2 protein-coding genes are annotated in these 21,475 nt (G+C 72.5%); both read right to left on the reverse strand.

Features of this window, described 5'->3' with window-relative positions:
• Positions 1-19: 19 nt before the first annotated feature.
• Positions 20-8,662, reverse strand: a complete 8,643-nt coding sequence (locus A4R44_RS41645; RefSeq protein ID WP_067594096.1) for a non-ribosomal peptide synthetase — start codon at positions 8,660-8,662, stop codon at positions 20-22.
• Positions 8,659-21,459, reverse strand: a complete 12,801-nt coding sequence (locus A4R44_RS41650; RefSeq protein WP_067594099.1) for a non-ribosomal peptide synthetase — start codon at positions 21,457-21,459, stop codon at positions 8,659-8,661. Before A4R44_RS41650 ends, A4R44_RS41645 begins: the two co-directional genes overlap by 4 nt.
• Positions 21,460-21,475 lie beyond the last annotated feature (16 nt).

Raw genomic sequence — 21,475 nt, forward strand, 5'->3', positions numbered from 1 at the left:
CTAATTAGGGCAGGCTATCCTAATCATCTTTCCGCCGGGAAGAGGTCACCAACCGGTCAAGATTGGCCGTCCAGGACCGCGTGATCCTGGCCACCAGCCCGGCCGGGACCACCTCCGGCAGGTACGACCAGTGCGCGGTCAGCACCCCTCGTTCGACCGACGCGTTGATCGACAACGCGTGCGTGGCCCGGGCTTCCGGGTCGACGTCGCCGCCGATGACGTTCTTCCCGGGCGCGACGAGCCAGTCCTCGTCCCGCGCCTGGCCGGTGTCGTTCTGGCCGATGTAGTTGAACAGCACCTCGGCACTGGGAAGCTTCTCCCCCGCGCCGTAGCGCAACACCCCGTACCCGATTCCGTTGTCGGGCACAGCTTTCTGCTCGCCGGACAACCGGCGGGCAGCGGCGGCCAGATCCTTGTCCAGCGCGACGCGCACCGGGTACAGCGACGTGAACCACCCCACCGTGCGGGACAGATCGGCGTCGCCGAGCAGCTTTTCCGCGCGGCCGTGGCTTTCGAGGTCGACCAGCAGCGCGTCGCCGCCCTGGTGTTCGGCGACCGCCGAAGCCAGCGCTGCCAGCAGGAGGTCCTGTACCCCGCAGCCGAGCGCCGCGGGCACCGGCCCGAGCAGTGCCCTCGTCCTCTCGGCGGACACGTGCACGACGTCGTTGCGGCCTCGCGAGATCGTGTCGCCAGGTCCGAGCGGCCGGGCGGCCACCGGCACAGTGCCCGAGATCCCCTGCCAGTACGGCAGTTCCCCGCTCCGGTCCAGTTCGGACAGCCGCAGCGCCCACTCGCGGAACGGCACCTCCACCGGCGGCAGGTCGAGCCCGCGGCCGAGGGCGGCGAGGTCTTCCGACAGCGCGCGCCACGACACCGCGTCGACCACCAGGTGGTGGATCATCAGCAACAGGCGGCCCGGCCGGTCGCCCGCGTCGAACCACACCGCGCGCACGACGTCGCCGGTGAACGGATTCAGCTCGCGGACGGTGCGCTCGAACTCCGGGAACTCCGTGGTGAACAGGTCGTCGTCCGGGCGGTCGCCGAGGTCGACACGGCGCAGCACCGGCTTGTTCGCGGTGCCGACGTGCACGGTCCAGTCTTCGCCGAGCCGGGCGCGCAGGATCGCGTGCCGGTCCTGCAGGGCGGTCAGCACCTCGGCGAGCCGGTCGAGGCCGGCTCCGGCCGGGACGCGCAGCACCGAATACTGGCTGAGCCTGCCGATCGGGCCGCCGCGCTCGCGCTGGGCGAGCATGATCGGCGTCGCCGGGAAGCTGCCCGTCGCCGGGACCGCCGTCCGCTGCGCGCCGTCGAGTTCGGTCGCGACTTCGGCTAGCGCGGCCACGCTGCGGCGTTCGAAGACGGTGCGCGGAGTGATCCGCAGGCCGGCCGCGCGAGCCCGGCCGACGACCTGCATGGACAGGATGCTGTCGCCGCCCAGTGCGAAGAAATCGTCCTCGACGCCCACCGACGGCAAGCCGAGGACTTCGGCGACGATCCCGGCCAGCGCGTGCTCGCGCGGGGTGCGCGGCGCGGTTCCGCCGCTGAGCGAGGACAGGTCGGGCGCGGCCCAGTCCGCGGTCGCCAGCGCGACGCGGTCGACCTTGCCGTTCGGGGTGACCGGGAGCGCTTCGAGCAGCACGACCGCCGAGGGGACGAGGAAGTCCGGCAGCGACTCGGCCAGCGCGGTCCGCAGCGCGGCTCCGTCCACTGTGGACTCGTCAGCGACGGCGTAGCCGATCAGCCGGTCGTCGCGGACGACCACGACCGCGTCCGAGACCGCCGGGTGCGCGGAGAGCTTCGCCTCGACCTCGCCCGGTTCGACGCGGTGGCCGCGGACCTTGACCTGGTCGTCGGCGCGGCCGCGGAATTCGAGCCGGCCGTCCTCGGTCCAGCGCACGAGGTCGCCGGTGCGGTACATCCGGCCGTTCTCGAACGGGTCGGCGACGAACCGGGTCGCGGTGAGCCCGGGCGCGCCGAGGTAGCCGCGAGCCAGTTGGGAGCCGCTCAGGTACAGCTCGCCGACGACACCGGGCGCGACCGGCCGCAGCGCGTCGTCCAGCACCCGGAGGCGGGTGTTGGCGACCGCGCGGCCGATCACCGGGCCTTCGGTGTCCCGCAGCCGCGCGATGACAGTGTCCACTGTGCACTCTGTGGGGCCGTAGAAGTTGTACGCCTCGGTTCCCGGCAGGCTGCGCAGTTCGGTCCACAGTCCCGGCGGCACCGCTTCCCCGCCGACTCCGACCACGGCGAGCGGGCACTGTCCGTCCCGCAAGAGGCCCGCTGCCGCCAGCTGGACGAAATGCGACGGGGTGACCTCGACGAAATCGATCCGACGCTCGATCAGGAACCGGGCCAGCGCTTCGGCGTCGACCCGGACATCGTCGGTGACGACGTGCAGTTCGTGCCCACGCAGCAGGCCTAGCGAGGGCTGCCAGGAGGCGTCGAAGGCGAACGACCAGTTGTGCCCGATCCGCAGCCGCTCCCGCCCGGTTCGTTCCCGGGCGGGCCCGAAAACGTCTCGGTCGTGGCTGTGCGCCAGGTTGACGATGCCGTGGTGCGGGACGAGCACCCCCTTCGGCTTCCCGGTGGACCCGGACGTGTAGATCAGGTGGACGGGATGCTGCGGCCGCAGCGGGGCGCGGCGGTCGGCGTCGGTGACCGGGTCCGCCGCGAACGCCGTGTCGTCGGGCCAGTCGTCGGCGAGCACCAGCAGCGGTTTCGCGTCGGCGAGGAGGTCCGCCGTCCGGTCTTCCGGCTGGGCGGGGTCGATCGGCAGGTACGCGGCTCCGGATTTGAGGACCGCCAGCAGCGCGACGAAGAACCGTTCCGTCCGGCGCAGGCCGATCGCGACGATCTCCTCCGGTCCGGCTCCCCGCGCGATGAGCGCACGGGCGAGGCGGTTGGCGCGGGCGTCCAGTTCGCCGTAGGTCAGCGTCCGGTCTTCGCAGGCGAGCGCGACCGCGTCCGGACCGCGGCGGACCTGTTCGTCGAACAGATCGACCACAGTGGACTCCGGCACCGGCAAAGCGGTCTCGTTCCACTGATGCAGCACCAGGTTCCGCTGCCGCCGCGAAAGCACTTCGAGCCGGCCGACCGGCGTGTCCCGCTGTTCGGGGACTCCGGCCAGCAAGTCCACAAGGGACTGTCCCAGTTCCGCGATCCGTTCGGCGGCGAAGACGTCGGTGCGGTATTCGAGAATCAGTTCGAGCCGCGGGCCGGGCGCGGCGACGATGGTGAGCGGATAGTGCGTGGCGTCCTCGCCTTGGACGCCGGTGACCTGGACGCCCGCCTGCCGCTCGCTCTCGGCGAGCGCTTCGGCGTCCACCGGGTAGCTCTGGAAGATCAGCAGCGTGTCGAACAGCTCGCCGGACCCGGCCTGGCGCTGGATTTCGGCGAGGCTGAGGTACTGGTGGTCCAGCAGCGCGGCCTGCTCCCCCTGCACGCGCGCGAGCAGCGCGCCGAGCGTTTCGGCCGCCGCGGTGCGGACACGGACCGGCAAGGTGTTGATGAACAGCCCGATCATCCGGTCGGCGCCGGGCAGGTCGGCGGGACGGCCGGAGACGGTCGCTCCGAACACGACGTCCCGGCGGCCGGTCAGCCCGCCCAGCAGCAGCGACCACACCGTCTGCACAACGGTGTTGAGCGTGACGCCGTTCTGCCGCGCCCACGCGGCGAGCCGGGTCGTCTGGTCCTCGGTCAGGCCGGCGGTGAGCTTGTCCGGCAGGCTTTGGCCGCGTCCGATGCCGGGCGGGGCGAGCAGGCTCGTCCCGTCGAGTCCGGACAGGGCGTTCCGCCACGCCGTGCGGGCGGTTTCGCGGTCCTGGCGGCCGAGCCAGTCCAGGTAGTCGCGGTACGGGCGGGCCTTCGGCGGCTCGCCGGTGCGGTACAGCTCCAGCAGTTCCTGGCCGAGCAGCGGCGCGGACCAGCCGTCGAGGACGATGTGGTGGCTGGTGATCAGGAGCCGGTGCCCGCCGTCGCCGGTGTCGAAGAGCGTGAACCGGATGAGCGGCGGCTCGGCCAGGGCGAAGGGCCGCAGCCGTTCCTCGGCGGCGACGGCCTCCGCGTCGGCCCCGGCGAGTTCTCGCCAGTCGAGGCCCGCCGAGCGCGGAACGACCTGCACGGCCCGGCCGGAGGCGAGGTAGCGGAAGCCCGCGCCGAGGTTCGGGTGCCGTTCCAGCAGGCGCGCGGCAGCGGTGCGCAGCCTCGCCGGATCCGCGTCGCACAGGTCCAGCATCTGCTGGGTGACATAGACGTCGAGGCTGTCCTCGTCGAACGACGCGAGGAAGAGCATTCCTTCCTGCAACGGCGAGAGCGGCCAGACGTCGGCCGCGTCGCCGATCTCCTCGACGTCTTCGAGAGTCAGGTCCAGCAACGGGAAATCCGCCGCGGAGACTCCGCCGACGCCGTCTGAGGTCAGCCGCTCGGCCAGTTCCGCGGCGGCGGCCATCCACGCGGTGCCGATGGCCTCGGCATCCACGGTGCCGGGCAGGCAGGCCAAGCTCGCTTCGAGTCCGGCGGGCGTCACCGAGCAGTTGACCTCCAGGGCGTGCGACGCCGGAGTGGCGGGGTCGAGGTCGCCGCCCAGCCCGCCTTCCGGGTGCCAGTCGGCTTCCTCGCCAGGCGCCTCGACGTCGAAGCGGCCGAGGTAGTTGAACAGCACCTCGGGATGCCCGTTCAGGTCTCCGGTGAGGTACCGCAGCAGTGCGTACCCGGCGGGAAGCCGCAGCCGGGCGTCCTTGGCCTGTTTGAGCTGGCGCACGGGATCGGGGTCGGCGGTGATCCGCAGCGGAGCCACCGTGGTGAGCCAGCCGACCGTGCGCGAGAGGTCGAGGTCTTCGTCGCGGCCGTGCCCTTCGGTTTCGATCAGCACCGAATCCGTGCCCCGCACGCGCGTCACGGCGGTGGCGAGAGTGCTCAGCAAGGCGTCTTGGATGCCTGCCCGGAACGACTTCGGGACGCCGGAAAGCAGCGTGTCGGTGATGTCGCGCGGCAGCGTCACGCGGACCTCTCGGACATCGCCGACGGTTCCGGTCACCGCAGTGGTGGTCCCCAGAACTTCGCGCCAGTACGGCAGATCCGCCCGCAGCTTCTCGATGCGCGGCCCCAGACTCGCCGCCCACGCGCGGAACGACACCGGCACCGGAGGCAGCTCGCTACCGGAAGCGGCAGTGGCGAGGTCGTCGAACAGGATCCGCCAGGACACGCCGTCGATCACCGCGTGGTGGATCACCAGCAGCAACCGGCCGGGCGCGCCTTCGTGGTCGAACCACACTGCCCGGACCATGGCCCCGGCTGCGGGGTCCAGAGCGGCTTCGGCGGCCGTCGCTTCGCGGTGCAGCACCTCCTGGTCCGGCTCGCCTGGCACCCGCCGGACGGTGATCGCCGCGCCTGGCGGCGGGATGCGCAGCGTGGTGCCGAGGGCGGCCCGCAGCGCGCCGTGCCGGTCCAGCACCGCTTGCAGCACGCGGTTCAGCTCCGGCTCGGTCAGCCCGCGCGGGGTCCGCACGACGGCGGACTGGCTGAACCGCCGGGGCACGCCGCCGCGTTCGAGCAGGGCCGCGATCATCGGGATCTGCGCGACGACTCCGGCTTCGGACACGTCGGCCGGACCGGCCGCGGTCACCGGCTCGGCCAGTTCGGCGAGCGCCGCCACCGTCCTGGCCTCGAAGACCTGCCGCGGGGTGATCCGCAGCCCGGCCTGCCGCGCCCGGCTCACCACTTGCAGCGACAGGATGCTGTCCCCGCCGAAGCCGAAGAAGTCGTCCGTCACGGAGATCGACGGAAGGCCCAGCACCGCGGCGAACGCGTCGGCCAGCGTTTTTTCCTCGGGCGTGCTCGGGACGGCATCGCCGGTCAGCCCGCTCAGGTCCGGCGCGAACCCGTCCGCGGAAGCCAGTGCGCCGCGGTCGACCTTCGCGTTCACCGTCAGCGGCAGCCGGTCGAGCACCACGATCGCGGACGGCACCGAGTAGTCCGGCATCCGGGCCGCCAGCGCGGCACGCAGGTCGCCGGGCACCGGCTCGGCACCGGGCTCGGCCGTCACGTAGGCGATCATGCGGCGGACGCCGGGCTGGTCCTCCCGGATGACAGCGACCGCTTCGACGACGCCGGGCCGGTCGCACAGCGCCGTCTCGACTTCGCCGAGTTCGACGCGGAAACCCCGGATCTTCACCTGGTGATCGACGCGGCCGAGGAAGTCGAGTTCGCCGTCCGCGGTCCAGCGGACGAGGTCGCCGGTGCGGTACATCCGTTCGCCGGGAGCCCCGAACGGGCAGGCCACGAACCGCGTGGAGGTCAGGCCGGGCAGGCCGAAGTAGCCGCGGGCCAGTCCTCCGGCGACGTACAGCTCGCCGGCCGTCCCCGGCGGCACCGGCCGCAGATCGGCGTCGAGGACGTAAGCCTGTTTGTTCGGGTCGGGCGGGCCGATCACCACGCGCTGTCCGGCCTCGCACCGCCAGAGCGTGGAGTTGACCGTGCATTCGGTGGGGCCGTAGGCGTTGAACATCCGGCGGCCGGGGCTCCAGCGGGCGACCAGTTCCGCGGTGAGCGCGTCGGTGCCCGCGATCAGCGTGACGCCTTCGGGCAGCTCGGCCCCGGCGAGGGCGCCCAGCGCCGAGGGCGGCACGAACATGTGGGTAAGACCTTGTGCGGCCACGAACTCCGCGAGGGGTTCGCCCAGGCGGCTCTCTTCCGGGACGACCACCGCGGTCGCGCCGACCAGCAATTGCGTGGACAGTTCGGCGAGCGAGACGTCGAAGCTCGGCGAGGCGAACCCGAGCACCCGGCTGCCCGGGCCGCTGCGGACCGAATCGGCGAACATCGCCACCAGGTCCGGCACCCCGCGGTGCGGCACCAGCACGCCCTTGGGCCGCCCGGTCGATCCCGAGGTGTAGATCAGGTACGCGGCACTGTCCGGATGCGGCAGCGGGAGATCCGCGGGCGGTTCGGGCAGGTTGCTGTCCAGCACGACGAGCGGGACGCCGTGCGCGCCCATAGTGTCCACAGTGGATGGATCGGCGACGATCATGGCCGGGCGCGCGTCAGAGAGCATGTAGGCGATCCGGTCGGCCGGATACTCCGGATCCAGCGGCAGGTACGCCGCCCGGGCCAGCTGGACGCCCAGCATCGCGGTCAGGAACCCGAGGCCCCGGTTGATCGCCACCCCGACGATCTGCTCCGGCCCGGCGCCGCGTTCGATCAGGACCCCGGCGAGCCGGGCAGCCCGCTCGTGCAGTTCGCCGTAGCTGACCGCGACTCCGCCGTCCTCGACGGCGATCGCGTCCGGTCTCGCCTGCACCTGCTGGACGAACAGCTCCACCAGCGACTCGCCCGCGCGCGGCAGCGTCGCGGAGTTGAACTTGCGCAGCACCAGTTCCCGCTCCTCGGCGGTGGTCAGCTCGACCGATCCGATCCTCCGCTCGGGTGCCGCCGTGAGCAGTTCCCGCAGCAGAGCGGCCGCCCGCCGGACCAGCGTCGCGTCGACGAGATCTTCCCGGTACACCAACGCGACGGCGAACTCGTCGCCGGGCAACGCGACCGCGGTCAAGGGATAGTGCGTGACGCTTCGGGTTTCCTCGGCTCGCACCGCGAGCCCGGAAGCTTCGTCGGCGGCGCGAAGTGCTTCGGCGTCCGCAGGGGCGCTCTGGAACACGGTGAGTGTGTCGAACAGTTCGCTGTACCCGGCTTCGCGCTGGATTTCGGCAAGCCCGAGGTACTGGTGGTCCAGCAGCGCGGCCTGCTCCGACTGCACCCGGGCGACGAGGCCGGCGAGCGTCTCCGCCGGATCGAGCCGGACGCGGACCGGGAGCGTGTTGATGAACAGGCCGATCATCCGGTCGACGCCGGGCAGTTCGGCGGGCCTGCCGGAGACGGTGGCGCCGAAGACGACGTCCCGGCGGCCGGTGAGCTTGCCGAGCACGACCGCCCACGCCGCTTGCAGGACGGTGTTGAGCGTCACGCGCTGTTCGCGGGCCCACGCCGTGAGCCGTTCGGTGTCCGTTGTGGACAGCCGGATTTCGTGCTCGTGCGGGAATTCCGCGGCAGGAGTGGCTCCAGGGGCCAGCAGCGTCGGATCGGCGAGCCCGGCCAGCGATTCGCGCCAAGCCGTGCGGGCAGCTTCGCGGTCTTGCCTGCCGAGCCAGGTCAGGTAGTCCCGGTATTTCGGCGCGGGCGGCAGGTCTTCGCGGCCGTAGGCGGTGAACAGCTCCTCCCCCAGCAGCGGACCGGACCAGCCGTCGAGCAGCAGGTGGTGTGCGGTGATCACCAGTTTGTGGTGCTCAGGGGCCAGCCGCAGCAGCCGGAACCGGATCAGCGGCGGCTTCGCCAGGTCGAACCGGCGCGCCCGGTCGGCGTCCAGCAGCGCGGGGACGTCGGCCTCGGCGACGTCCCCGGCCTGCCACGGCACCGGGACCGCTTCCGGGATCAGCTGGACGGTCTCGCCGTTCTTGCGGGGCCGGAAGGCCGCGCGCAGGTTCGGATGCCGTTCCAGCACGACGGCCGCCGCCGCGCGCATCCGTTCGGGGTCGAGCGCCCCGCGCAGGTCGAACACCTGCTGGATGGTGTAGACATCGGTGGCCGTACTGTCCCAAGTGGACAGGAAGAGCAGACCCTCCTGCAACGGGGACAGCGGCAGCACGTCCTGGACACCGCGGGCGGCACTCACGAAACGCTCCAATCACCCGAGAACTCGGCGAACTCGTCCTCGTCCAGTTCGATCAACGGTTCCGCGGCGGACAGCAGCGCCTCCGCCGCGAGGTCGACAGATTCGGCGGCCTCCGCCAGCGCGGCGGCGGTGCGCAGCTCGAACACCTGCCGCGGGGTGATCTTCAGCCCCTCCGGCCGCACCCGGCCGACCAGGTGCAGCGACCGGATGCTGTCCCCGCCGAGCGCGAAGAAATCGTCGAACACTCCTACGCGATCCAGTCCCAGCACTTCCGCCACGGCCGCCGCGAGCACGCGCTCGGTCCCGGTCCGCGGTGCGGCGGAGCCGGTTTCGGCCTGGCGGTCGGGTTCCGGCAGCGCGGCGCGGTCCAGTTTCCCGTTGGGGGTCACCGGGAACGCGTCGAGCCACACGAACGCCGAGGGCACCAGCTGTTCCGGCAGGCTCTCGCGCAATTCGGCGCGAAGCTCGGCTCCGGAGCGCGACGTACCGGTGAGGTAGCCGACGAGCCCGGTGTCTCGGACCGCGACCTCGGCCCCGGTGATCCCGGGCAGTGCCGAGAGCGCCGCCGCCACCTCGCCGGGTTCGATCCGCACGCCGCGGATCTTCACCTGGTCGTCGCCGCGGCCGAGGTATTCGAGAACGCCGTCGGCCCGCCGCCGGGCGAGATCTCCGGTCCGGTACAGCCTCGCGCCGTCCGGCCCGGCGACGAACCGGGTCGCGGTGAGGCCGGGCCGTCGCAGGTAACCGTGGGCCAGCTGGACGCCGGAGAGGTACAGCTCGCCGACACAGCCGCGCGGCACCGGTCGCAGCGCCGCGTCGAGGACGTGGGTGCCGGTGTTCCACACCGGATGCCCGAGCGGCACCGGCCCGCTGCCGTCCTCGCCCGCGGTGTCCCAGGCGGTGACGTCCACCGCGGCCTCAGTCGGGCCGTACAGGTTGTGCACGCTCGCTTCGGGCAGCAGCTCCCGGGCAGCGAGCACCAGGTCGCCCGGCAGCGCCTCGCCGGAGCAGAAGATCCGGCGCAGCGGCAGGCCCGCCGCCGACGGTTCGGCCAGGAACGGCCGCAGCATCGACGGGACGAAGTGGACGGTGTCGACGCGTTCCTCCCGGATCACCGCGGCCAGCTGCGCCGGGTCCTGATGCGCGTCCGGCGGCGCGACGACCAGCGTGCCGCCGGTGAGCAGCGGCAGGAACAGTTCCCACACCGAGACGTCGAAGGAGATCGGCGTCTTCTGCAGGGTTCTGGTGTCCGCGCCGAACCCGTACTCGTCGGCCATCCACCGCAGCCGGTTGACGACGGCTCGGTGGTCCACCACCACTCCCTTGGGGCGGCCGGTCGAGCCGGACGTGTAGATCACGTACGCGGGCGCGGTGTCGGGGACCCGCACCAGCGGTCGCCGCTCGGCGCCCAGCTCGGGCAGCGCCGTGATCAGCAACGCCGGGGCCGAGTCCGCAGCGAGGAACTCGCGGCGCGCGGGCGGGTAGCCGGGGTCGATCGGCACGTACGCCGCACCTCGCCGGTGGACCGCGTGCAGCACCGCGACCAGCTCGATCGACCGGGGCAGGCTCACCCCGACGAGGTCGCCGGGACCGGCGTCGAGGCTCGCCGCGATCCGGGCGACCAGATCCTCGAACTCCGCGTAGGTCAGCGATCGCCCGGCCGCGGCGACGGCCACCGCGTCCGGGGTGGCGGCGACCTGCGCGGCGAACAGCTCCGGCAGGGTCGCCGGTTCCAGGGCGACCTCCGCGCCTTGCGGTTCTTCTTCGGCGGCAAGGGGAATCCGGCCGACGAGCACCGCCGGATCAGCGGTGATCGCGTCGAGGACGCCGGTGAGCCGCGCCAGGACGGCGTCGGCGTCGACCGTGCCGGGCCGGTGGTCCAGGCCGAGGACGACCTCCTCCCCCGGCTCTACGACCAGGGCCAGCGGGTAGTGGGTGGCGTCCGTTCCCGCGACGGCCTCGACGGTCAGCCCGGCCGATTTCTCGGCTCCGGCGAGCCGGTCGTCGTCCACCGGATAGCTCTCGAACACGACCAGGGTGTCGAACAGTTCGCCAGTGCCCGCCCAGCGCTGGATCTCGGCCAGTCCGGCGTGCTGGTGGTCCAGCAGCCGGATCTGTTCCTCGTCCACCCGCCGCACCAGCGCGGCGAACGGCTCCGCGGCGAGCGTCCGGACCCGCACCGGGACGGTGTTGATGAACAGGCCGATCATCCGCTCCGCACCCGGCAGGTCGGCGGGGCGGCCGTGCACGGTGACCCCGAAGACGACGTCCGTGCGCCCGGTGAGCTGGCCGAGGACCAGCGCCCAGGCGGTGTTGAGCAGGGTGCTGACCGTGACGCCGAGATCGCGGGCCACCGCGGTCACCTTCGCCGACCGCCCGGCACCGAGGGCAGTGCTCGCCCGCTCGGGCCTTACGGTCTCGCGCGCGTCGGCTCCGGGCAGCAGCAGCGTCGGGCCGTCCAGGTCGGCCAGCGCAGTGCGCCACGCCTGCTCGGCGGCGGCTTCGTCGCGCGCTGCCAGCCATTTCAGGTACTCGGCGTACGGCCGGACCGGAGGCAGCTCACGGCCCGCGTAGAGCGTGAACAGCTCCTCGGCGAGCAGTGGGCCGGACCAGCCGTCGGCCAGGACGTGGTGATGCGCCAGCAGCAGCCGGTGCCGGTCTTCGCCGAGCCGCCGCAGGCCGAGGCGGACTGCCGGAGCCTCCGCCAGGTCGAAGCGCCGGGTGGCGAACTCAGTCTCGTCTTCGACGAGTTCCCACGGCAGTTCCGCGTGCGCCGGGACCACCTGCACGGTGACGCCTGAGCGCAGCTGCCGGAACGCGGCGCGGAGATTGGCATGCCGGTCGAGCAGCGCCTGCCCGGCCGCGCGCATCCGCTCCGCGTCCAGCGGCCCGGTCAGCTCGAAGGAATGGCAGACCGAGTAGACGTCCTCGCTGTCGAACGAAGCCTGGAACGCGATCCCTTCCTGCAGCGGCGAAAGCGGCAGGATGTCCGCCGCGGCGGCCAGTTCGTCCACATCGGACTGTCCTAGGGAGACCAGCGGGAAGTCCGACGGCGTGCGGAACGGTTCACCGGCCGCGTCGGCGAGTTCGGCCAGCGCCGCGCGCCAGCCGTCGCCGAGTTCGCGGATGTCCTCGGCGGTGAACACGTCGCGGACGTAGGCGAGGTCGCAGTGCAGCCGCAGGCCGTCGTCGTGGCGCACCGCGACGGCGTTGATCTCCAGCGGGTGGCTGACCGGGGTGGCCTGGTCAGCGCTGCTCTCCAGCTGTGCCGATTCCGGCGCCGGACGCCAGTATCCGGTCGCGGCCGGGCCGTCGAGGCGGCCGAGGTAGTTGAACAGCACCGTGCGGCCTTCGGCCGGGCCGGGGAAGGTGAGCGGTTCGGGCAGGGCGCGCAGCTGTTCCTTGACGGTTTTCAGCCAGGCGACGGCATCGCCGCCGGCCCCGCCGATCCGGGCCGGGTAGACCGTGGTGAACCAGCCGACCGTGCGGGACAGGTCGGTACCGGGCACCAGGTGCTCGTCGCGGCCGTGGCCTTCGAGGTCGAGGACCAGGCCGCCGTCGTCGGGCAGGCCGCGCGCCGCCCGCCAGCGGGACACCGCGAGCGCCAGAGCGGTGAGCAGGACGTCCTGGACCCCGGCGTGCGCGGCGGCGGGGACGCCGGTCAGGAGCTTTCCGGTGAGGTCGGCCGGAATCTCGACGGCGTGTTCCTCGACCGTTTCCCGGGCGTGCGCCCCCGGGATTTCCGTGCCCAGCGAACCGGTCCCGGCGAGGACATCGGTCCAGCCGGCCGTCCGTTCGAGGTCGCGGACCGCGTGCGCCCAGTCGTGGAACGACGTTTCCTCGGGCGCGATCCGGGCCTCGGCGAAGTCGTCCATCAGGATGCGCCAGGAGACGCCGTCCACGACGAGGTGGTGCGCGACGAGCAGCAGCAGGCCGCGGTCGAACCACACCGCGCGCAGCATGACCCCGGCCTCGGGATCCAGCTCGCCGAGCGCGGTCTCGAACTCCTCCCGGACGGCACCGGTGCCGCGCCGAAGGACGTCGGCCGCGGTGACGCTTCCCTCGGGCCGGATCCGGTAGACCCAGCCGGGTTCGAGCTGGGCGCGCAGGGCGTCGTGCGCGGTCAGGATCGCGTCCAGTTTCCCGGCGAGCTGAGCCTCGGTGAGGTCCGGCGGAGTGGTCAGCAGCATGGACTGGCTGAACCGGCGGGTGTCGCCGCCGAGGTCGCGCAGGGACGCCATGACCGGCAGCAGCGGGACGACGCCGGTGCGAGTGCCGGTCTTGACCGTTTCGCTGTCGCGGCGGGCGAACGCGGCCAAAGCCGCCGGGGTGCGATGCTCGAAGATCTCGCGAGGGCTGAGCCGGTAACCGACCCGGCGCAAGCGCGCGATCAGCTGCAGCGACGAAATGCTGTCGCCGCCGAGGCGGAAGAAGTCCGCGGACGCGCCCACGGCGCCGAGGCCCAGCACTGCGGCGAACTCGGTCGCGATGGCGGCCTCGACCGGACTCGCCGGAACGTCGCCGCTGTCCTGAATGGACAGATCAGGGGCCGGAAGCGCCTTGCGGTCCAGTTTTCCGCTGGGCGTCAGCGGCAACGAGTCGAGCACCAGGACCACGGTGGGCACCATCGCCGACGGCAGCCGCTCGGCCAGCCGGGCCCGGATTTCCTCACCGTCGACCGGGCCGGTGACATAGCCGGTGATTACCGGGTCGTGCACCGCGACGGCGGCGGATTCCACGCCGTCGAGGTCACGGAGCGCGTGCTCGATCTCGCCGAGTTCGATCCGCTGGCCGCGCAGCTTCACCTGATCGTCGGTGCGGCCCAGGTAGGCGAGCGTGCCGTCCGGGTTCCAGCGGGCGAGGTCGCCGGTGCGGTACAAGCGCCCGGTGCCGAAGGGATTGGCGACGAAACGCGTCGCGGTGAGCCCGGGGCGGCCCCGATAGCCGTCGCCGAGCTGCGCGCCGGCGAGGTACAGCTCCCCGGGCACACCAGGGGCGACCGGCCGCAGCGCCGTGTCGAGCACGTAGGTCTGCGTGTTCCACACCGGACGGCCGATCGGGACCGGCCGGGTGCCGTCTTCGGCGGCGGTGTCCCAGGCGGTGACGTCGACCGCGGCTTCGGTCGGGCCGTAGAGGTTCCGCACGGCGACGCCGAGCACTTCCCGGGCCCGCAACGCCAGATCAGCGGGCAGAGCTTCCCCGCTGCAGATGACCGTGCGGAACCCGAGCCCAGCTGCCTCGGGCAGGAACGCCGCCAGCATCGACGGGACAAAGTGGACAGTGTCGACGCGCTGTTCCCGGATGATCGCGGCCAGCTGCGCCGGATCGCGGTGCGCGTCCGGCGCGGCGACGACCAGCGTGCCGCCGGTGAGCAGCGGGAGGAACAGCTCCCACACCGAGACGTCGAACGACGCCGGGGTCTTCTGCAAAGTACGTGTGCTGGGACCGAATCCGTATGCTTCGGCCATCCACAAGAGACGGTTGACGATCGCCGCGTGTGCGACCGCGACCCCCTTCGGCCGTCCGGTCGAACCTGAGGTGTACAGCAGGTACGCGGTGTCCTCCGGACGGACCCGCACCGAAGCGAACGGTGCCGAGTCCGCTTCGGACAGCCATTCCGGCGTGACGACCAGCGCGGGTTTGGCGTCCTCCAACAGGAAATCGACGCGTTCGGCGGGCAGGTCCGGGTCGATCGGCAGATAGGCCGCACCACACGCCTGCACCGCGTGCAGGACCGCTACCAGCTCGGCCGACCTCGGCAGCGACACCGCCACCACGTCGCCAGGACCGGCCCGCAGGGCACCGGCCAGTTCGCGGACCCGTGCGGCGAACTCCGCGTACGTCCACTCGTGAGCGCCGTCGACCACGGCAATGGCGTCCGGAGTGCGCTCGGCCTGCGCGGCGAACAGGGCGGGCAGTGTCGTGCGCGGGACGTCGTGCGCGGTGTCGTTCCAGGTGCGCACGACGGCCTGGTGCTCGTCCTCGCTGAGGAAGCCGGTGGGAATGTCGCCGCCGCGGACGAGCCACTCGGCCACCGCGCGCAGCCGCGCGGCGAGGCGGGTCACGTCCCGGCGGTGCCGCAGCGTCAGCACCGGGGTTTCGCCCGGCGCGACGAGCAACGTGAGCGGGTAATGCGTGTCGTCCCGTTCGGCGAGCCCGGCGACAGTGAGGCCGGAGCGGCGTTCGGCGTCGGCGAGCGCGGCGTCGTCGACCGGGTAGCTCTCGAAGACCAGGAGGGTGTCGAACAGTTCGCCGGTGCCCGCCGCGCGCTGGATGTCGGCCAGTCCGGCGTGCTGGTGGTCCAGCAGCCGCGCCTGTTCCGCCTGCACGCGCGCCAGCAACGCGGCAACGGGCTCCCCAGCCCGCAGCCGGACGCGGACCGGGACCGTGTTGATGAAGAGCCCGACCATGCGTTCGGCGCCGTCGAGGTCGGCGGGCCTGCCGTGCACGGTGGTGCCGAACACGACGTCGTCGCGGCCGGTTTCGGCGGAGAGGGTGAGTGCCCACAGGACCTGGACGACGGTGTTGAGCGTGGTGCCGTGTTTCCGGGCCAGCTCGGACAGCCGCGGCGGGAGGTCGACAGCGAGGTCCCGGGCGGGTCCTTCGGCCGCGCCGACCAGGGTCGGTCCGTCCACATCGGACAGCGCGGTGCGCCAGGCTTCTTCGGTGGCTTGCTGGTCCTGGCGGGCGAGCCAGTCGAGGTACCCGGCGTAGTCCGCTGCCGGGGGCAGCGCGGCCGGGTCGCCGCCCGCCGCGTAGAGCAGGAACAGCTCGCGTCCGAACAGCGGACCCGACCAGCCGTCCATCAAGATGTGGTGGTGCGTGAGCACGAGCCGATGGGTGCCCTCGGCGAACCGCACGCAGGCGGCGCGCATCAACGGCGGCTTCGCGAGATCGAAGCCGGTGGCCCGGTCGTCTTCGAGCAGCTTCGCGAACTCCGCGTCGTTCAGCGCCAGCTCCCGCCACGGCAGCTCGGAGTGCGCGGGAAGGAACTGGACCGGCCGGGAGGTCTCGCTGAACGCGAATCCGGCCCGCAGGTTCGGATAGCGCTCCAGCATCGCGTGCAGGCACCGGCGCAGCAGTCCCGCGTCGAGGTCGCCGGAGAGGGTGAAAACCTGCTGCACCAGGTAGCCGCCGGGCTCGATCTGGTCAAGGTAGAGCAGGCCCTCCTGCAACGGGGACAGCGCGCGCGTCGGTCCGCCGGCGGCAGCCGGAGTCTCGTCGGCGAGCGGCGTGGCCGCGGCGGCGAGTTCGCCGATCGTCTGGTGCTCGAACACCTGGCGCGCGGTGATCCGCCAGCCCGCCGAACGCAGCCGCGAGACGACCTGGATCGACGAGATACTGTCGCCGCCGAGCGCGAAGAAACCGGTGTCGACGTCGACCTCGCGCAGGCCGAGCACGTCGCCGAACGCGGCCGCGACAGCTCGCTCGGCTTCGGTCTCCGCGGCGCGACCTGCCGTTTCCGGCGGGGCCGCCCAGTCCGCTGTGGACAGTGTGCGCCGGTCGATTTTCCCGCTGGCGTTCAGCGGAAGGCTGTTCAGCCCGACGATCGCGGACGGCACCAGGTAGTCCGGCAGCGTCGCGCCGAGCTTGCGGCGCAGTTCGACGCCGTCCAGACCGGCCGGGGTGACGTACCCGACCAGCCGCCGCGGCCCGCCGCCGGCACGGGCGACGACGGCGGCCATGGAGACCTCCGGCAGGGCGGTCAAGGCGGCTTCGACTTCGGCCGGTTCGATGCGGAAGCCGCGGATCTTGAGCTGGGTGTCGGCCCGGCCCAGGAATTCGAGGTCGCCGTCTTCGGTCCAGCGGACGCGGTCGCCGGTGCGGTACATCCGGCCGCGGTCGAAGGGATTGGCCACGAACCGTTCGGCCGTCGCCGCCGGTGCGTTCCAGTAGCCGAGCGCGAGCGCGTCGCTGCCCACGTACAGCTCGCCTTGGTGCGCGGGCCGCAGCCAGTCGTCGAGCACGTACAACGTGCGCGCGGTGTCGGCGCGCCCGATCCGGACGCGTCCGGCGAACGGTTCCGGGCAGGCCCAGACCGTGGCGTTGACGGTGGTTTCGGTGGGGCCGTAGGCATTGAACAGCTTCCGCCCGGGTGCCCAGCGGGCCACCAGGTCGGCGGGAACCTCGTCCGAGCCGGCCACGATCGTCGCCGACGCCGGCAGCGACCCGGCCGGGAGGGCTTCAAGCGCGGCGGGCGGGAGGTCGACGTGCGTGAGGTCGTGGCGCCGGGCGAACTCGCCCAGCGCCGCGCCGAGCCGTTCGTTCTCCTCCGGGATGCACAGCGTGCCGCCGGAAAGCACGGACATCGCCAGTTCTTCGAGGTAGACGTCGAACGCGGGCGAGGTGAACTGCAGGACCCGCGCACCCGGCCCGGCGCCGTAGGTGTGCACGGCGGTGTGGACCAGGCTCTCGATCCCCGCGTCCGGCACCAGCACGCCCTTGGGGCGGCCGGTCGAACCGGAGGTGTAGATCAGGTACGCGGCGGGCGCGGCGGGACAGGACTCGCCCAGCGTCCGCACGCCGTCGGCGGTGATCTCGGCGACCGGGCGCGCATCGGCGACGATCTCGTCCCGGCGCGCGGCCGGGGCGCCGGACGCCAGTGGCAGGTAGGTGGCACCGGTTTTGGCCACCGCGAGGAACGCTGTGACGGCCTCTGCACCGCGAGCCAGCTGGACGAGCACGCGTTCGCCGCGACGCGCACCATGCGCGTCGAGTCGCGTCGCCAGCTCGGAACTGCGCGCGTCCAGTTCGCGATAGGTCAGGCCGGAAACCGCTTCCGTGTCCGGGAAACGGGTTACGGCGGAGGCGAACAGTCCGGCGATCGACCGGTGTCCGGGCACCGCCGGGCCGCGGCCGAAGCCGAGCAGGCGCTCGCGGTCGGCCGGGGTCAGCAGGTCGAGGGACGTGATCGGGCGGTCCGGGTCCGCGGCCGCTTCGCCGAGCAACCGGACGAGACCGTCGGCGAGGCGGCGCGCGGCGGCCGGGGTGAACAGGTCGGTGCGGTGCAGGACCGCGCCCGCCACCCGGTCGCCGAGGTCGGCGAACTCGAACTCGAGGTCGAATTTCGCCACCGGGAACGGGAACCGGTACGGCGTCAGGGTCAGCTCGCCGTGCTCTTCGGCCTCGGCGTCCACGTGCTGATAGGCGACGCCGACCTGGAACAGCGGATGGTGCGCGGCGGAACGCTGCGGGCGCAGCTGTTCGACGAGCCGGTCGAACGGCAGGTCCTGGTGCTCGAAGGCGGCCAGGTCCGTCGCGCGGACGCGGTCCAGCAGCGTGCGGAACGCCGGGCTGCCCTCGACTCGGGTGCGCAGCACGATCGTGTTGGTGAAGAACCCGACCAGCTCGTCCAGCGCGCTGTCGGAACGCCCGGCGACCTGGGTGCCGAGCGGGATGTCGTCGCCCGCGCCGCTGAGGTGCAGCAGCGCGGCGACGGCGGCCTGCGCCACCATGAACTGGGTGGTGCCGGTCTGGGCGGCCAGCTCCCGCAGGCGGGCGGTCGTCTCGGCGGGCAGCTCGAACTCGGCCGCGCCGCCGTGCTGCCCGGCCACCGCGGGCCGCGGCAGGTCGGCGGGCAGCTCCAGCAGTTCCGGCAGTCCGGCAAGCTCTTTGAGCCAGAACTCGGCGGAAGGCTCGTTTTCTTTCTGCCACAACGCGAAATCGGCGTACTGCACCGGCAGCGGCAGCCAGTGCGGAGCGGTCCCGCCGAGCCGGGCCCGGTAGGCGGCGAACAGGTCGCGGCGCAGCGGGTGCGACGACCATTCGTCGCCCGCGATGTGGTGCAGCAGCAGGACCAGCACGTGGTCGTGCGCCCCGGTGCGCAGCAGCGCGGGACGGATCGGCGCCTCGGCGGTCAGGTCGAACGGATGCGCGATCAGCTCGGCGACCCGGTCCGCGAGGTCGGCTTCGGCGACGTCGGCGACCGGGCACGGCACCGGGCCAGGGTCGAGAATCCGTTGGCAGGGAACGCCGTCGCGATCCGGGTAGACCGTCCGCAGGATTTCGTGGCGTGCGGTGAGATCGGCGAGCGCGGCTCGCAGCGCGTCGGCGTCGAGGGGGCCGCGGATGCGCCAGACCAGCGGCAGGTTGTAGGTGGCGTTGGGGCCGTCGACGCGATGGAGGAACCACAGTTGCCGCTGCGAGGCTGACAGCGGCAGGAACTCCGGCCGCGGCCCCGGGAGCAGCGGAGGCCGGGCGGTGTCGGCGTCGGCCAGTGCGGCGGCGAGCGCCGCCGGGGTCGGGTGCTCGAACACCGTGCGCGGCGACAATTCGACGCGCAGCGCGGACTTGAGCCCGGCGACGAGCTTGATGGCCAGCAGGGAATGGCCGCCGAGGGCGAAGAAATCCTCGTCGGTGAAGACGCGCGGCCGGTCCAGCACGGCGGCGAACCGCTCGGTGATCAGCTGTTCGGCCGCGGTCCTCGGCTCCCGGCGCACCCCGCCCGGCCCGCGACCGGGTTCGGGCAGCGCGGCGATGTCGAGCTTGCCGTTCGCGGTCGCCGGCAAGGCGTCCAGCGCGACGATTGTCGTGGGCACGAGATAGGACGGCAAGGCCCGGGCCAGCTCCGCGCGCACGGACGCGGGGTCGGCCGTTCCCGGGGTGAGGTAGGCGGCCAGTTCGCCGGACCGGACCACCACCGCCGCGTCGCGGACGTCGGGCAGTGCGGTCAGCGCGTGCTCGATTTCGCCGGGTTCCACCCGCACGCCGCGGATTTTGACCTGCTGGTCGGTGCGGCCGAGATAGCTGAGGGTGCCGTCGGAGTTCCAGCGGGCCAGGTCGCCGGTCCGGTACAGGCGGCCGGGGCCGAAGGGGTTCGCGACGAACCGGCTCGCGGTCAGTCCGGGCGCGCCGAGGTAACCGATGGCCAGCTGCGGCCCGGCGAGGTACAGCTCGCCGGGTTCGCCGGGCGCGACCGGGCGCAGGGCGGCGTCGAGGACGCAGGCGCGGGTGCCGCGGACCGGCCGCCCGATCGGGACCGGACGGCTGCCGTCCTCGGCGGAGGTGTCCCACGCGACGAGGTCGACGGCCGTCTCGGTCGGGCCGTAGAGGTTGAGCAGCGTCGCGGCGGGCAGGATTTCGCGAGTGCGCAGCACCTGGCCGATCTGCAACGCTTCGCCGCCGACCGACACCAGCCGCAACGACGTCGCCGCGGCCGCGGCCGGTTCGGCGAGGAACGCACCGAGCATCGACGGCACGAAGTTGACGACGGTGACGGCCTCGCGGACGATGAGACCGGCCAGATAAGCGGGGTCGCCGTGGCCGTCGGGCCGGGCGAGCACGACGGGCCGTCCCGAGTACACCGGCCAGAACATTTCGGTGAGGAACACGTCGAACGAGACCGGGGCTTTGAAAAGCATCCGGTCCGCGTCGCCCGGCTGCACGGCCGCGGCGAACCATGCCATCTTGGCCGCGATCGCCTCGTGCGAGACGACCACGCCCTTGGGACGGCCGGTCGAACCCGACGTGTACAGCACGTACGCCGGGTGCGAGCCGGGGACCGCGGTGGTCCCGGCGACCGGATCCGCGGATTCCGCCAGCAGCTCGGGAGTGACGACCAGCGCGGCCCCGGAATCCTCGACGAGATGACGGATCCGCTGTTCGGGCAGTCCGGGCTCGACGGCGAGGAACACCGCGCCGAGCCGGTGCACCGCGAACAGGGCCGCGACCAGCTCCGGCGACCGGGGAACCGCGACCGCGACCCGGTCGCCCGGGCGAATCCCGCGAGCAGCCAGTATTCCGGCGTACCGGGCGGCCTGGCGGTCCAGCTCCGCGAAGGTCCACCGGGTGTCTTCGGCGATCACCGCGAGCGCGTCCGGGGACTGCCGCACGCGGTCCGCGAACTGGTCCTGCAGCGTCGTGACCGGCCCGGGGTGGGCGGTGTCGTTCCAGTCGCGGATTACCGTGCGGGCAACGTCTTCGGGCAGCAGCGGCAGCTGCCCGACCGGCCGTGCCGCGTCGTCGGCGAAGGCCAGCAAGGCGGTGACGACGCTGCGCAGCAGGTGATCCGCACGCTCCGCCGAAACCAGATCGGCGCGATGGGACAGGCCGATTTCGAGGCGTGGACCGGGAATCACCGTGAGGCCGACCGGGTAATGGGCGGCGTCAGCGGTCGTCACGGAGCGGACGTCGAGCCCGGCCTCGCGCTGGGTACGGGCCAATTCGTCCTGGTCGACGGGGTAGCTTTCGAACACCAGGAGGCTGTCGAACAGGTCGCGGCCGCCGGCGAGCTGCTGGATCTCGGTGAGGCCGAGGTGCTGGTGTTCCAGCAGGTTCGCCTGCTCGGACTGGACCCGGCTGAGGAACGCGGCCGTGGTCTCGGCCGGGCGCGCGGTGATCCGCGCGGGGACGGTGTTGATGAACAGCCCGACCATCTCGTGCGCGCCGGGCAGATCGGCGGGCCTGCCGTGCACGGTGACGCCGAAGACGACATCGCCGCGGCCAGTGGCCCGGCCCAGCACCAGGCCCCAGGCGGCCTGCATCAGGGTGTTGAGAGTGATGCCGCGCCGCCGGGCGAACGCGGTGAGCCCTTCGGTGTCCTCAGTGGACAGCCGGTGGCCGATCCGGTCCGGAACCGCGACGCCGGAACGGCTTCCTTCCGGCACGAGCAGCGTCGGACCGTCCACATCGGACAACGCGGTGCGCCAAGCGGTGCGGGCGGCGGACCGGTCCTGGGCGTGGAGCCAGCCGAGGTAGTCGCGGTACGGACGCACGCGCGGCAGCACCGACGCGTCGCCCGCGGACGCGTAGAGGGCGAACAGGTCCCGGCCCAGCAGCGGACCCGACCAGCCGTCCATCAGCAGATGGTGGTGG

Origin of the sequence: Amycolatopsis sp. M39 (assembly GCF_001651785.1) — a bacterium.
In the GTDB taxonomy this organism is placed as follows: domain Bacteria; phylum Actinomycetota; class Actinomycetes; order Mycobacteriales; family Pseudonocardiaceae; genus Amycolatopsis; species Amycolatopsis rubida.

Excerpts from the sequence above, each read along its gene's own strand:
- A4R44_RS41650 (WP_067594099.1), bottom strand. The coding sequence starts at position 21,459 with ATGGACGGCTGGTCGGGTCCGCTGCTGGGCCGGGACCTGTTCGCCCTC.